Genomic DNA, 12,241 nt, shown 5'->3' with positions numbered 1-12,241 from the left:
CGACCCATCCCCCACACCCGAGTTCCGCCATGACCCATCAGCCATCGCGTGACGGCGCCATTGCGCGCGCCGCCCATCATTTCGCGTCCGGCGCCTTCCTGGCCGACCTGACGCGGCGTGTCGCCATCAAGTCGGAAAGCCAGTCCTCCGACCGTGGGGCGGAACTGCACGCCTATCTGGACGGGGAGATGATCCCGTCGCTGGCGAAGCTCGGCTTCACCGGCACCATCGTGGAGAACCCGGTGGCCGGGCGCGGGCCGTTCCTGATCGCCGAGCGCCAGGAGGCCGACCATCTGCCGACCGTGCTGATCTATGGCCATGGCGACGTGGTGCCGGGCCATGAGGGGCGCTGGCGCGACGGCATCGACCCGTGGACAGTGACGGTCAAGGGCGACCGCTGGTACGGCCGCGGCACCGCCGACAACAAGGGCCAGCATTCCGTCAACATCGCGGCGCTGGCCCAGGTGATGGACGAGCGCGGCGGCAGCCTGGGCTTCAACGCCAAGTTCGTGATCGAGATGGGCGAGGAGGCGGGATCGCCTGGCCTGCGCGCCCTGGCGGAAAGCCATGGCGAGGCTCTCTCCGCCGACGTGCTGATCGCGTCGGACGGGCCGCGGGTGATCGCCGAACGGCCGACGGTGTTCCTCGGCTCGCGCGGGGCCATCAATTTCGAACTGACGGTCGATCTGCGCAAGGGCGCCCACCATTCCGGCAACTGGGGCGGGCTGCTCGCCAATCCGGGCACCATCCTCGCCAACGCCATCGCCTCGCTGATCGACGGGCAGGGGCGGATCAGGCTGGATGCGCTGAAGCCGGCCGGCATCCCGCCGGCGGTCAAGGCCGCCATCGCCGACCTGTCCGTCGGCGGCGGGCCGAACGATCCGGAGATCGACCGCGAGTGGGGCGAGGCGGGGCTGACGCCCGAGGAGCGGGTGTTCGGCTGGAACGCGTTGGAGGTGCTGGCCTTCGAAACCGGCAACCCGCGCGCACCCGTCAACGCCGTGCCCGGCATCGCCAAGGCGACGCTGCAGCTGCGCTTCGTCGTCGGCACCGATCCGGCGACGGTGATCGACGCCGTGCGCGCCCATCTCGCCGCCAACGGCTTCGAACGGGTGCAGGTGACGCCCAGCCGGATGGAGGCCTTCACCGCCACCCGTCTGGATCCCAACGACCCCTGGGTGGGCTGGGCGCTGGACTCGCTGGCGCGGACCACGGGCAAGAAGCCGGCGCTGTTGCCCAACCTGGGCGGCTCCATCCCCAACGATGTTTTCTCCGAGATTCTGGGGCTGCCGACCATCTGGGTGCCGCATTCCTACCCGGCCTGCTCCCAGCATGCGCCCGACGAACATCTGCTGGCGCCGGTCGTCGAGGAGGCCCTGCGGGTGATGGCCGGGCTGTTCTGGGACCTGGGCGAGACCGGCCCCGCCATCCGGGACTCTCGCAAGGAGGCCCGCCGCGCATGACCCCGCTCGCCCAACGCGCCAGCGACTGGCTGGCAACCCGCCGCGCGGAGATGGAGGACATGCTCCAGCGCATCGTCGACATCGATTCCGGCAGCCGTGACGGCGCCGGCATCGATGCGGTCGGCGACATCATGGCCGCGATGCTGGAGGCCGACGGCATCGCCGTCACCCGCTTCCCGAACGAGACCTACGGCGCCGTGCTGAAGGCCGATATTCCCGGACGGGATGGCGGGGCGCCGGTGCTGGTTATGGGGCACCGCGACACCGTCTATCCCAAGGGAACGGTCGACGCCCGGCCCTTCACCCGCGACGGCGACACCGCGCGCGGGCCGGGGGTGGCCGACATGAAGGGCGGGCTGGTCGTCGACGTCTTCGTGCTGCGGGCACTGAAGGCGGCGGGCGGCACCGGCTTTCCGCTGATCGGCCTGTTCACCGCCGACGAGGAGATCGGCTCGCCCTCCGGCCGCGAGATCATCGAAGAGGTGGCGCGGGGCGCGCGTGCCGCCTTCAATGCCGAGCCGGGGCGGGTGTCGGGCAATGTCGTCACCGCGCGCAAGGGCGGGCTGACGCTGGACATCACGGTGACCGGGCGGGCGGCGCATTCCGGCGTCAACCATGCCGACGGAGCCAGCGCCATCGGCGCGCTGGCGGCCAAGATCACCGCGCTGCATGCGCTGACCGACTATGACAGCGGCATCACCACCAATGTCGGCGTCATCCGCGGCGGCCGGACCCACAACACCGTCGCCGACCATGCGGAGGCGGCGCTGGACATCCGTTTCCGCTCGGTCGAGCAACTCGACGGCATCCTGGCGCGTGTGGAGGCGATTCTGGCGGCGGAGGACGTGCCGGGAACCAGCGCGACCTACCAGCGGGGACACCTGTTCATGCCGCTGGAGGAACGGCATTCGGCCGATCTGTTCGCCCGCTACAAGGCCGCGGCGGCCGAGGTCGGCTTCGAGGTGGATGGCGAGTTCACCGGCGGCTGCGCCGATTCCGGCTTCACCGGGGCGCTGGGCGTGCCGTCGCTGTGCGGGCTGGGGCCGGTCGGCGGGGCGGCGCACACGGAGCGGGAATGGTGCCGGCTCGAAACGCTGGTTCCGCGCGCCCAGGCGCTGGCGGTCACCATTGCGGGGTTGGAGGGGTAGGCCGGTTCATACGGGGCGGGATGAGGGGGATGCACAGGGGCGGATTCTCAAGAATCCTCGCGATGCCACCCCCTCACCCTAACCCTCTCCCCGGGGGGGAGAGGGGATCTTCCGTTGGGAGAGAGACTCAACCGTTGCGATACGTATAGCTGTAGCCGTTCAGCGCCGGGGCGCCGCCGAGATGGGCGTAGAGGACCTTCGAGCCTTCGGGGAAATAACCCCGCTTCACGAGGTCGATCATGCCCTGCATCGACTTGCCCTCATAGACCGGGTCGGTGATCATCGCCTCGGTGCGGGCGGCAAGGCGGATCGCCTCGTTGGTCTCGGCGCTCGGCACGCCATAGGCCGGATAGGCGTAGTCTTCGAGGATGACGATCTCGTCGTCGCGGACCTTGCGGCCGAGTTCGACCAGTTCGGCGGTGTTGTCGACGATCTGGCGGACCTGGGCGCGGGTCTGCTCCGGGGTGCCGGAGGCGTCGATGCCGATCACGCGGTCGGCGCGGTCGTCGGCGGCGAAGCCGACGATCATGCCGCCCTGGGTCGAGCCGGTCACCACGCAGACCACGATGTAGTCGAACTTGAAGCCGAGGTCGGCCTCCTGCTTGCGGACCTCTTCGGCGAAGTTGACGTAGCCGAGGCCGCCGTACTTGTGGACCGAGGCGCCGGCCGGAATGCCGTAGGGCTTGCCGCCGGCATCCTTCACCGACTGGATGGCGTCTTCCCAACTGCGGCGGATGCCGATGTCGAAGCCGTCGGGAACGATGCGGCTGTCGGCGCCCATCAGGCGGGTCAGCAGGATGTTGCCGACGCGGTCATAGACGGCGTCCTCGTGCGGGACCCAGCTTTCCTGGACGACGACGCACTTCATGCCGAGCTTCGCCGCGGTCGCCGCCACCATGCGGGTGTGGTTCGACTGCACGCCGCCGATCGACACCAGCGTGTCGGCACCGGCCGCGATGGCGTCGGGAATGATGTATTCCAGCTTGCGCAGCTTGTTGCCGCCCATGGCGAGGCCGGAGTTGCAGTCGTCGCGCTTGGCGTAGATCTCGACCTTGCCGCCGAGCGCCTCGGTCAGGCGTGGCAGATGTTCGATGGGCGTCGGGCCGAAGGTGAGCGGATAACGTTCGAAGCGATCGAGGCGCAGCATGGCGGGGCTCCACTGTCTAGGTGAAGGGACGGTATCATCGCTGAAATGAAAGGTGCTCTCGAACTTCCCTGGCAAATTGCCGTATGACGCTCCTAGAGTGCGGTTAGATGCAGTAATTCATGCAAAAGCCGGTGCTAAAATGAGAGAAACATCCACCGCCGATGAGCTGAGCCCCACGGATCGCAAGATTCTCCAGCATCTTCAAAGGGATGGCCGGATGACGAACGCCGATCTGGCGGTGGCGGTCAATCTCAGCCCGGCCACCTGCCATCGCCACACCCAGCGCCTGTTCGCCGAGGGCTACATCCGCTCCGTCCGGGCCGAGATCGAGCCGGCGAAGGTCGACCGCGGCACGCTGGTGATGGTCGGCGTCGAACTGGACCGCTCGACCCCGGAGAGCTTCGCCGCGTTCGAACGGGCGATCCGCAAGCTGCCCTTCGTCCTCGACTGCCATCTCGTCGCCGGGGATTTCGATTTCTTCCTGAAGATCCGGGTCAGCGACATCGCGGATTTCAACCGCCTGCACGGGCAGGAGTTGATCGCGCTGCCCGGCGTGCGGCAGACGCGCACCTTCTTCGTCATGAAGGAAGTGATCGACAACGCGATGCTGGATTTCTGAATCCGTCGGCACCTGTGGCGCAGGCCACAGCGGATTGCAGGTGGCTGCGGCAGGATGGGCGTCTCCCCGGCTCCGGCCCTTTTCGTGGAGGAAACGCCCGATGCGCCGCCTTGCCGCCGTCATGCTTTGCCTGTCCGTCCACGCGGCGATTCCCGCCGCCACCCGGCCGGCCTCCGCGTTCGAGGTGCAGTCCGGCGGCATCCCGCTGTCGGCCGCCGCCGTTTCCATGCTGGCGAACCGGGCCGGCGCCGCGCCGCCGACCGCAAGCGGTGCCGGCGGCGCCTTTCCGCCCTGGATGGGAGGTGGCCGGAGCGAGGCCGTCGGCACCGGGCTGCCGGGAATGAAGGGCGCCTTCCTGCCGCCGCCGGGCCGGGCGAGCGGTTCGGCTGTGCCAGACCGGGCAGCGATGAACGAGCAGCTGTTCGGGATCCGGCGCTGAGCGGCGATGGCCGCAATGATGGGGAAGGCGGCCGTATTTCTCCGCCAATTCGGAAGAAGTCGCCGCAGAACCGGTTCGTTTCGAACGGGATGGGATTACCCAATAATTCGGGGGGACCCTGCTTCCCGGCGGAAGACTAAGATCGACGTCATCGGACAAAGGGCAATGAAGAACACAGGGGGGACATCATGTTGCGGACTGCCATGATCGCAGTCGGCGCCCTGCTGCTTCTGCCGCTGTTTCTGGCTGGGCAGGGAATGGCCGACCGGGCGAAAGCGCCCGATGACGCGCGTGCCTACATCCTGTGGCCTCCCAACGGGGCGGTCATCAATGGCGGGAAATTCTGGGTGCGCATGGGGCTCCAGAACATGGGGGTGGCGCCGGCCGGCGTCAGCCATGCCGACACCGGACATCATCACCTGCTGGTCGACACCGACCTGCAGAACCCCGACGAGCCGATCCCCAACGACAGGCAGCACCTGCATTTCGGCGCCGGCCAGACCGAAGCACGGCTGGAGCTGCCGCCGGGAGTCCACACGCTGCAGATGGTGGTGGGCGACGCCGAGCATGTTCCGCACAACCCGCCGGTGATGTCGGACAAGGTGACCATCACCGTCCGCTGACCGGTCCCATCCGGTTGATGTCCGCCAGGGAGGGCACCATGAAGACAGGATTCCCGATGTTTGCGACCGGCTCCACGCCGCGCGCGGCCAAATGGGCGGCCCGATGGGCGGTGTTGTGGGCGGTGCTGGCGGTCACACCGCTGGTCTATACGGCGACCCCCGCGTCTGCCGAGGAGGCATCCGGCGCACAGAGCGCCGATCATAAGGCCGATCATAAGGCCGACCAGAACTCAGCCGCCTCCCCGCAGCGGACGCCCGGCCGCAAGGATGCCTGGCTCTACATCGGCTGGCCCAACAACGGCGAGGTGGTGGGAACGCGGTTCAAGGTGTGGTTCGGGCTGCGCAACTTCGGTGTGGCGCCCGCCGGCGTGCGCAAGGACGGCACCGGGCACCATCACCTGCTGGTCGACACCGACCTGAAGAATTTCGATGAACCGATTCCCAACGACAAGCAGCACCTGCATTTCGGCAAGGGCCAGACCGAAACGGTGCTGGAACTGCCGCCGGGACGGCACACGCTGCAGCTGGTCCTGGCCGATGCCGACCATGTGCCGCACGACCCGCCGATCATGTCGAAGAAGATCACCATCACGGTCCGGGCCGATCGAGGTCAGCAGCTGTCGGCCAAGTGACGGTCCGTACCCTTGGACCTGCAAACCGAGGTCTGCAAACCGAGGGCGGGGCCGGACGCACTAACCCAGAGGAGACAGCGCCGATGAGCATGGTCCGGGTCCTTGGTTCCGTCGCGGTTTCCGTCGGGCTGACGCTGGCGCTGGGCGGCTGCTTCACCTCCGGCGAGATGGCGCGCGTGGTGCAGCAGCCGAAGACCCCGGCTGTCCGCACCATCAGCAGCTTCAGCGAGGCGCTACGCTGCATGGACAGGCTGCTGTGGACCCACGGCAAGCGAGATATCTACATCACCGCCAACGGCCTGCCCGACGCCACCGGCCGGGTGGCCGGCGGTACGAAGGAGATGCTGATCACCGCCGTCTCCCGCATGTCGGAGACCTCCAGTGCCTTCCGCTTCGTCGATTTCGAACCGGCGCTGGACGACGTCAACGCGCTGTACTGGATGATCGGCGTGCAGCCGAACTTCCGCGCGCCGTCCTATTACATCCGCGGCGCCATCACCCAGCTGGACGACAATGTGGTCAGCGAGGCGGCGGGGGCGGGGCTGTCGCTGCCCAAGCTGGACATCGGCGTGTCGGCCGATCAGGTGGTGTCGATGGTCTCGGTCGACCTGAATGTCGGGGAGCTGGTGACCCGCCAGATCATCCCCGGCATGTCGGCGTCCAACACGCTGGCCGTGGTGTCGTCGGGGCGCGGCGCGGATGCCGGCGGGGTGATCGGCAAGGCAGGCCTGTCCTTCAACATCTCGCTGAACCGGTCGGAAGGGCTGCACCAGGGCGTGCGCACGCTGGTCGAACTCAGCACCATCGAGGTGCTGGGCAAGCTGACCCGCGTGCCCTATTGGCAATGCCTGGGCATCGACCAGACCAACCCTGCCTTCATGGCGGAGGCGCGCGGCTGGTTCGACGGAATGGCGCCGGCGGAGCGGGTCACCTTCACCCAGCGCGCGCTGTCGGCACAGGGCTATTACGACGGGCCGGTCAACGGGCAGCTCGACCAGCGGACCGCCGAAGCCGTCGGGCGTTTCCAGGCCGACCATGACCTGATCGCCACCGGCCGCATCGACTTCGACCTCTACCAGCGCCTGCTCGCCAAGCCGCCGGGCGAGGGCGGCCAGGGCGGAGCACTGCCGGCCCGGCTGCAGAGCGTCAGCAATGCCGGCGGCGAAGGCTTGCCGCGCGCCCAGCCGTCGCCGGCCCGGCTCGACCTGCTGCTGTCGTCGGATCGCGGGCCGGCACCGCGCTACCGCGCCGGGGAGGCGCTTGTCGTGCGGATGCAGCCGACGGCGGACGGTTTCGTCTACTGCTATTACCGCGATGCCGCCGGCACGGTCTCCCGCATCTTCCCCAATCGTTTCCAGCCCGACGCCTTCGTCGAGGCCGGCCGGCAGGTGGAGGTTCCACCCGGCGTGCAGAAGCCCTTCAACCTGCGCATGGACCGGCCGGGGGCGGAGGAGACGGTGGCCTGCGTGCTGTCCCACGACGAGATCGGCGTGCGCATCCCGGAGGCGTTCAAGAGCGAGGATCTGCAGCCCATTCCCGGCGCCGCCCTGGACGACGTCATCAATGCGTTCGCCACGGCGAAGGGAAGCGACGCCCGCGCCAAGCGGCTGACGGTGAAGGTGCTGCCCGGCACGCTGGCGCAGGGGGAATGAGGCCCAGAGCTTCTCGGAAACTGGGGCCGACTGTTGGCCGGCTCACAGCGCGGGGGAGGGGGTGGCGCTAGAACCAGGGGCAACGCCGTTCCTTCTCCTGCCCATGGAGCCTCAAATGACCAACCATCCCGTGACGAAATCCAACTTGTCCCGCGTCCTGGCCGCCACCCTGCCGATGCTGGCCGTCTGGGCCGGTTCGGCGTCCGCCCAGACGGTGGAGGGCTCCGGCCAATCGAAGGTGATGATGTTCGACCGGCCGCCCAGCGTGGAGGAACTGCGCGAGGTGGTGACGCCGGAACCGAAGATCCGTACCCGCAGCATCGAGATCATCGGCGGCGCGGCGGGTGCCGCCGCCAAGCGCCCGCGTCCCATCGACGAGATCAATTACGGCACGTCGCCCATGCCGGCGCCGCAGCCGGCCCCGCAGGCGGAGATGCAGCCGGTTGCCCAACCTGCTCCGCAGCCGGCGCCCAGCCGTCCTGCGCACAAGCATCGCCGGCAGGAGGCGCGGATGGAAGCCGCCGCCGCGCCGCAGGCCGCCGCCGAACCGCCGGCCACTGCGGAACAGGAAGCGGCGCCGCAGGCTTTCGGCTTCCGCATCAACTTCGCCCTCAATTCGGCCGAGATCCCGGCGGAGTCCGCCTCCTACATCGACTCCGTCGGGGCGCTGATGAAGGAGGATCCGAACCTGGGGCTGACGGTGGAGGGCCATACCGACGCCAGCGGCAGCCTTGCCTACAACATGCTGCTGTCGCAGCGCCGCGCGGTGTCGGTGGGCGAGTATCTCGTCCGCGTCCACCAGATCGATCCCAAGCGCATCACCGTGGACGGCAAGGGGCCGACCGAACCGCTCGCCGCCAACCCCTATGACGGCCGCAACCGGCGCGTCGAATTCAAGCCGACCCACTGAGCGGCGGCCGGAACGGAGGGGAATGCCATGAAACACGCCTTGCTCCTCGCCGTCTGTCTCGGTTTGGCGGTCTTCCATGGGGCCGACGCCACGGTGGTCCGCAAGAAGGATGGCGAAAGCTCCGGCGCGGCGAGCGGCGGCGTCGATGTCGCCCCCGCCGGCAAAAAGGTCCGCGTCCAATGCTGGCAGGACGGCCACAAGATCATCGACGAAGCGGACCTCGCCGTCGTGTCGCTCAGCATCGCCAGCCAGTTGAACGGGCTGCGCTTCCGCCGCAACGGCGCGACGGACGGGGCGGTGTCGGTGGTGACGCAGTCGCGCACCGCCTGCCTGCTCTCCCCCGATGACGGAAGAGAGCGCGGCCGCGACTGATCCGCCTCCCGACCAAGCCTTCCAACCAGGCCTCGCAACCAGAAGGTGACAACCATGCTCAAGCGATCCTTTTCCCATGCGTTCGGCGCCGCCGCCATGCTGGCGCTGGGCTGCGGCCATGCCGGCGCGGTGCGGGCGGAGGCCGTGGTCGTGTCGTCCAGCGCGCCCGGCTTCATTCAGGGCCAGCTCGTCGCCGACGGGCAGGCCCTGCGGCTCCCCGACGGGGCGAATGCCACGCTGCTGTTCGCCAACGGCCGGCTGCTGCGGCTGCGCGGCCCCTATGACGGGGTGCCCGGCGACATCGCCGACAGTGCGGCTTCGGCCCGTGCCGGCCCCGGCGACGACCGCTTCATGCAGAGCGACCTGGGTGCGGCACGCGCCCTTGGGAACCCGCTGGACGCGGCGCTGGAGCGGGCTCTGGCGATCGACCCGTCGGCGTCCGGCGTCCAATGCGTCAAGGCGGGAAGCCCGCCCGCACTGCGCCGCCCGGCCGAGCCGGGGCTGGACCGCCTGACCTTGCAGGACATGGCGGGTGGGGAGCGTGCGACGGTCAATTGGGCGAACGATGGTCCGGCACCCTGGCCGCGGTCCCTGCCGTTGACGGACGGGACCGACATCGGCGCGCTGCGGCCGGACGGAACCCTGGTCGGCACGGTGCGTGTCCGCATGGTCGGGGCGGCGGGAGGGGCGGCGCTGGCGGTGGGCATGGCTTCGGCCGGCTGCGCCGGGCAGATCGCCGCGGCGATGGCGGCGCTGCGCGACGCGTTGGTGCCGCTGGACCTCTTCCTCTCGGCGGATCATGGCGGCGGACCCGCCTATCGGCCGGGCGAGGACATCCGCCTGCTGGTCCAGACCGACCGCGACGCCCATCTATACTGCTATCTGCGCAACGCGCGCGCGCAGCTGATTCCAATCTTTCCCGCCGGCGCCGCGATGAGCGCCCGGGTGGCGGGCAATGTGCCGCTCAGCCTGTCGGGCGACCGCATGCCGTTGCGCGCCGGGGAGGGGCCCGCCGATCTGGAGGTGCGCTGCATCGCCGCCAGCCGCAATCTGGACGACGAGATGCCCGGCCGCGCCGCCGCATTCCGCCCGCTGTCCGAGGAGGCCGCCGTTCAGCTCGACCGCGCGGTGTCGAGCCTGCGCGAGACCGAAGTGGCTTCCGCCCAGCTGTTCCTGAAGGTCCGGTGAGGGGCGCATGGACGGTGCGCCGGCGACACCGCAGGGGAGACCGCATCCCTCCCCCATCGCCGGGCCGGCGGCGCAAGATCGACCGGCACCCGGCCGGCGCCGCTGGCCGGGAGGCTGGCTCGCCCTTGCCATCGTGCTGGGCAGCACTCTGCTGGCGCTCGCCGCCGCGCGGCTGGTGCCGCCGTTGCGCACCGCCGACGAGAGTTTGGGCGACCGGCTGATCGCCACCGCCGCCCCGGCCCAGCCGCAGCATCCGGCCATCGCGCTGGTGCTGTTCGGGGAGGACAGCTTCGCCGGGCTCGCCTGCCGGTCGCCGGTGGATCGCGGCATGCTGGCCGACATCATCGGCGTGCTGGAGGCGGCCCGGGTCCGCGCCATCGGCATCGACGTGCTGTTCGACCAGCCGACCTTGCCGGCCTTGGACGAGCGGCTGCGCCGCGCCATGCTGGGCGCGTCGGTCCCGGTGGTGGCGATCACCGCACTGGAGCAGACGCCGCTGACCGAGCGGCAGCGCCGCTTCCTCGGCGAGTTCACCGACGGGCTGCCGCGCGGCCATGCCAATCTGGCGAAGGACCGGCTCGACGCCGCCGTGCGCTGGCACGTTCCCTTCGGCGGCGACGGCACGCCCAGCCTGCCGGTGCAGCTCGCCCGCCTGGGCGGTGCGACCGGGGTTCCGGCGGAACCGTTCCGCATCGACTGGCACGGCCGGCCCGATGGCGCCACCACCCCGTTTCCGATCTATCCCGCCGAGACGGTCGCCGTTCTGCCGAAGGGCTGGCTGACCGGGCGGACGGTGCTGGTGGGCACGGCGCTGGCCGGCATCGACCAGCACCGCACGCCGCTGTCTTCCGCCGGGGCCTCGACGCCGGGCGTGGAAATCGAGGCGCATGTGCTGGCGCAACTGCTGGACGGGCGGAGCAGCCCGCGGCTTCCCTTTGCGGGGGAGGCGGCGCTGGCGCTGCTGATGGCGGCGGCGGGGGTGGCGGTGGCGATGGCCGGGCTGCCGTTGGGGCTGCTGGCTGGGGCGGGGTTGCTGGTTCCGGCGGGGGCCTGGGCCGGTTCGGCGGCGCTGTTCGCCGCGGGCGGGCCGCTGGTGCCGCTGGTGGCGCCGTCGCTGGCCTGGGCCGCCGGCATCGCCGCCATGACCGTGCAGATGTCGCTGCGCGAACGGGCCGACCGCCGCGTCATGATGCAGCTGTTCGCCAACCATGTCTCCCAGCCGGTGGCGGAGGAGATCTGGCGGGAGCGCGCGACCTTCATGGCCGGCAACCGCCCGCGCCCGCAGCAGCTGACCGCCACCGTGCTGTTCTCCGACATCGAAGGCTTCACCACCATCTGCGAGGCGCTGGAGCCGGAGCCGCTGATCCGCTGGCTGGAGGGATATCTGGATGCCATGGTGCGCATCGTCACCGCCAACGAGGGGGTGGTGCTGCGCTTCGTCGGCGACGCGATCCTGGCGGTCTTCGGCGCGCCGGTCGCCCGCAGCACGCAGGACGAGATCGATGCCGACGCCTGCCGTGCCGTCCGCTGCGCCCTGCAGATGGGACGGGAACTGGTGGCGTTGAACCGGCGGTGGCAGGCGGAAGGGCTGCCGCCGGTGGGGATCCGCGTCGGCCTGTATACCGGCCCGCTGGTGGCCGGCAGTCTGGGCGGGTTGCGGCACAGCGAATATTCGCTGCTGGGCGACACCGCCAACACCGCCGCCCGGCTGGAAGCCTATGGCAAGATGGTGGACGCCCGGTCCTCCCGCCATGCCCGCATCATCGTCGGCGAACCGACCTGGCAGGCGGTGCGCGACCGCTGCAAGGCGGTGCCGGTTGGGGAGGTGGCGCTGAAGGGCAAGACCCGTGCGGTGCGCATCTGGCTGCTGATCGACGATGAGAATGCCGACATCCGCGGGTGAAGGGATTCAGCATTCGGTTGCCGTATATGAAGTAATCACTTCGGCATGCCACCTCCTCTTTTGCCGGGTTCAGGCGGAATGGGCGGATTGGCAATTGCCTCGTCGCTGGGTATGCTTCTTCCAACCATGGCGGGCTGCCGGCAAT

The 12,241-nt window shown here is 69.6% G+C and carries 12 protein-coding genes; 11 read left to right on the top strand and 1 reads right to left on the bottom strand.

Features of this window, described 5'->3' with window-relative positions; all coding sequences use genetic code 11:
- Window positions 1–29: 29 nt before the first annotated feature.
- Together FZ029_RS07070 and FZ029_RS07065 are read left to right on the top strand one after the other, a co-directional pair.
- Complete coding sequence (locus tag FZ029_RS07070; protein ID WP_149268589.1) at window positions 30–1,463, top strand: M20 family metallopeptidase; 1,434 nt, start codon at window positions 30–32, stop codon at window positions 1,461–1,463.
- Window positions 1,460–2,611 carry a M20 family metallopeptidase gene (locus tag FZ029_RS07065; RefSeq protein WP_149268588.1) on the top strand — a complete coding sequence of 384 codons (1,152 nt, stop codon included), beginning with the start codon at window positions 1,460–1,462 and terminating at the stop codon, window positions 2,609–2,611. The genes FZ029_RS07070 and FZ029_RS07065 overlap by 4 nt, the downstream gene beginning before the upstream one ends.
- 127 nt (window positions 2,612–2,738) lie before the next feature.
- Here the strand turns inward: FZ029_RS07065 and FZ029_RS07060 are convergent, their stop codons facing one another.
- Window positions 2,739–3,758 carry a 1-aminocyclopropane-1-carboxylate deaminase gene (locus tag FZ029_RS07060; RefSeq protein ID WP_149268587.1) on the bottom strand — a complete coding sequence of 340 codons (1,020 nt, stop codon included), beginning with the start codon at window positions 3,756–3,758 and terminating at the stop codon, window positions 2,739–2,741.
- Between the two features lie 139 nt (window positions 3,759–3,897).
- Between FZ029_RS07060 and FZ029_RS07055 the strand changes: the two genes are divergently transcribed.
- The 9 genes from FZ029_RS07055 (at window position 3,898) to FZ029_RS07015 (ending at window position 12,096) form a co-directional block, all read left to right on the top strand.
- Window positions 3,898–4,377, top strand: coding sequence for an Lrp/AsnC family transcriptional regulator (locus FZ029_RS07055; protein WP_149268586.1), 480 nt, complete (start codon window positions 3,898–3,900; stop codon window positions 4,375–4,377).
- 100 nt (window positions 4,378–4,477) lie between these two features.
- A complete protein-coding gene (locus FZ029_RS07050; protein WP_149268585.1) occupies window positions 4,478–4,816 on the top strand; it encodes a hypothetical protein in 339 nt (112 codons plus the stop codon).
- A gap of 188 nt (window positions 4,817–5,004) precedes the next feature.
- Window positions 5,005–5,439: a DUF4399 domain-containing protein gene (locus tag FZ029_RS07045; protein ID WP_149268584.1), complete on the top strand. Its 435-nt coding sequence runs from the start codon at window positions 5,005–5,007 to the stop codon at window positions 5,437–5,439.
- Window positions 5,440–5,477: 38 nt separating this feature from the next.
- The gene (locus FZ029_RS07040) at window positions 5,478–6,071 is read left to right on the top strand and encodes a DUF4399 domain-containing protein (protein ID WP_247892179.1); all 594 of its coding nucleotides are present in this window, start codon (window positions 5,478–5,480) and stop codon (window positions 6,069–6,071) included.
- An 83-nt stretch (window positions 6,072–6,154) separates the two neighbouring features.
- Window positions 6,155–7,723 (top strand): DUF4384 domain-containing protein, encoded by a 1,569-nt coding sequence (locus FZ029_RS07035; protein WP_149268583.1) that lies wholly within the window; start codon window positions 6,155–6,157, stop codon window positions 7,721–7,723.
- A gap of 115 nt (window positions 7,724–7,838) precedes the next feature.
- Window positions 7,839–8,633, top strand: coding sequence for an OmpA family protein (locus tag FZ029_RS07030; protein WP_149268582.1), 795 nt, complete (start codon window positions 7,839–7,841; stop codon window positions 8,631–8,633).
- Between the two features lie 27 nt (window positions 8,634–8,660).
- On the top strand, window positions 8,661–9,005 hold the full coding sequence (locus FZ029_RS07025; RefSeq protein ID WP_149268581.1) for a hypothetical protein: 345 nt from the start codon (window positions 8,661–8,663) through the stop codon (window positions 9,003–9,005).
- Between the two features lie 54 nt (window positions 9,006–9,059).
- A complete protein-coding gene (locus tag FZ029_RS07020; protein ID WP_149268580.1) occupies window positions 9,060–10,193 on the top strand; it encodes a DUF4384 domain-containing protein in 1,134 nt (377 codons plus the stop codon).
- A gap of 7 nt (window positions 10,194–10,200) precedes the next feature.
- Window positions 10,201–12,096, top strand: a complete 1,896-nt coding sequence (locus tag FZ029_RS07015) for an adenylate/guanylate cyclase domain-containing protein (RefSeq protein WP_149268579.1) — start codon at window positions 10,201–10,203, stop codon at window positions 12,094–12,096.
- Window positions 12,097–12,241 lie beyond the last annotated feature (145 nt).

It is taken from the genome of Azospirillum sp. Sh1 (assembly GCF_008365135.1).
GTDB classification, from domain to species: domain Bacteria; phylum Pseudomonadota; class Alphaproteobacteria; order Azospirillales; family Azospirillaceae; genus Azospirillum; species Azospirillum oryzae.
This window is presented reverse-complemented; position numbering and strand designations above follow the sequence as displayed.

What these genes read in the sequence shown, in the direction of transcription:
- FZ029_RS07070 (WP_149268589.1), top strand. Translation starts at nt 30, where the DNA reads ATGACCCATCAGCCATCGCGTGACGGCGCCATTGCGCGCGCCGCCCAT.
- FZ029_RS07065 (WP_149268588.1), top strand. Translation starts at nt 1,460, where the DNA reads ATGACCCCGCTCGCCCAACGCGCCAGCGACTGGCTGGCAACCCGCCGC.
- FZ029_RS07060 (WP_149268587.1), bottom strand. Translation starts at nt 3,758, where the DNA reads ATGCTGCGCCTCGATCGCTTCGAACGTTATCCGCTCACCTTCGGCCCG.
- FZ029_RS07055 (WP_149268586.1), top strand. Translation starts at nt 3,898, where the DNA reads ATGAGAGAAACATCCACCGCCGATGAGCTGAGCCCCACGGATCGCAAG.
- FZ029_RS07050 (WP_149268585.1), top strand. Translation starts at nt 4,478, where the DNA reads ATGCGCCGCCTTGCCGCCGTCATGCTTTGCCTGTCCGTCCACGCGGCG.
- FZ029_RS07045 (WP_149268584.1), top strand. Translation starts at nt 5,005, where the DNA reads ATGTTGCGGACTGCCATGATCGCAGTCGGCGCCCTGCTGCTTCTGCCG.
- FZ029_RS07040 (WP_247892179.1), top strand. Translation starts at nt 5,478, where the DNA reads ATGAAGACAGGATTCCCGATGTTTGCGACCGGCTCCACGCCGCGCGCG.
- FZ029_RS07035 (WP_149268583.1), top strand. Translation starts at nt 6,155, where the DNA reads ATGAGCATGGTCCGGGTCCTTGGTTCCGTCGCGGTTTCCGTCGGGCTG.
- FZ029_RS07030 (WP_149268582.1), top strand. Translation starts at nt 7,839, where the DNA reads ATGACCAACCATCCCGTGACGAAATCCAACTTGTCCCGCGTCCTGGCC.
- FZ029_RS07025 (WP_149268581.1), top strand. Translation starts at nt 8,661, where the DNA reads ATGAAACACGCCTTGCTCCTCGCCGTCTGTCTCGGTTTGGCGGTCTTC.
- FZ029_RS07020 (WP_149268580.1), top strand. Translation starts at nt 9,060, where the DNA reads ATGCTCAAGCGATCCTTTTCCCATGCGTTCGGCGCCGCCGCCATGCTG.
- FZ029_RS07015 (WP_149268579.1), top strand. Translation starts at nt 10,201, where the DNA reads ATGGACGGTGCGCCGGCGACACCGCAGGGGAGACCGCATCCCTCCCCC.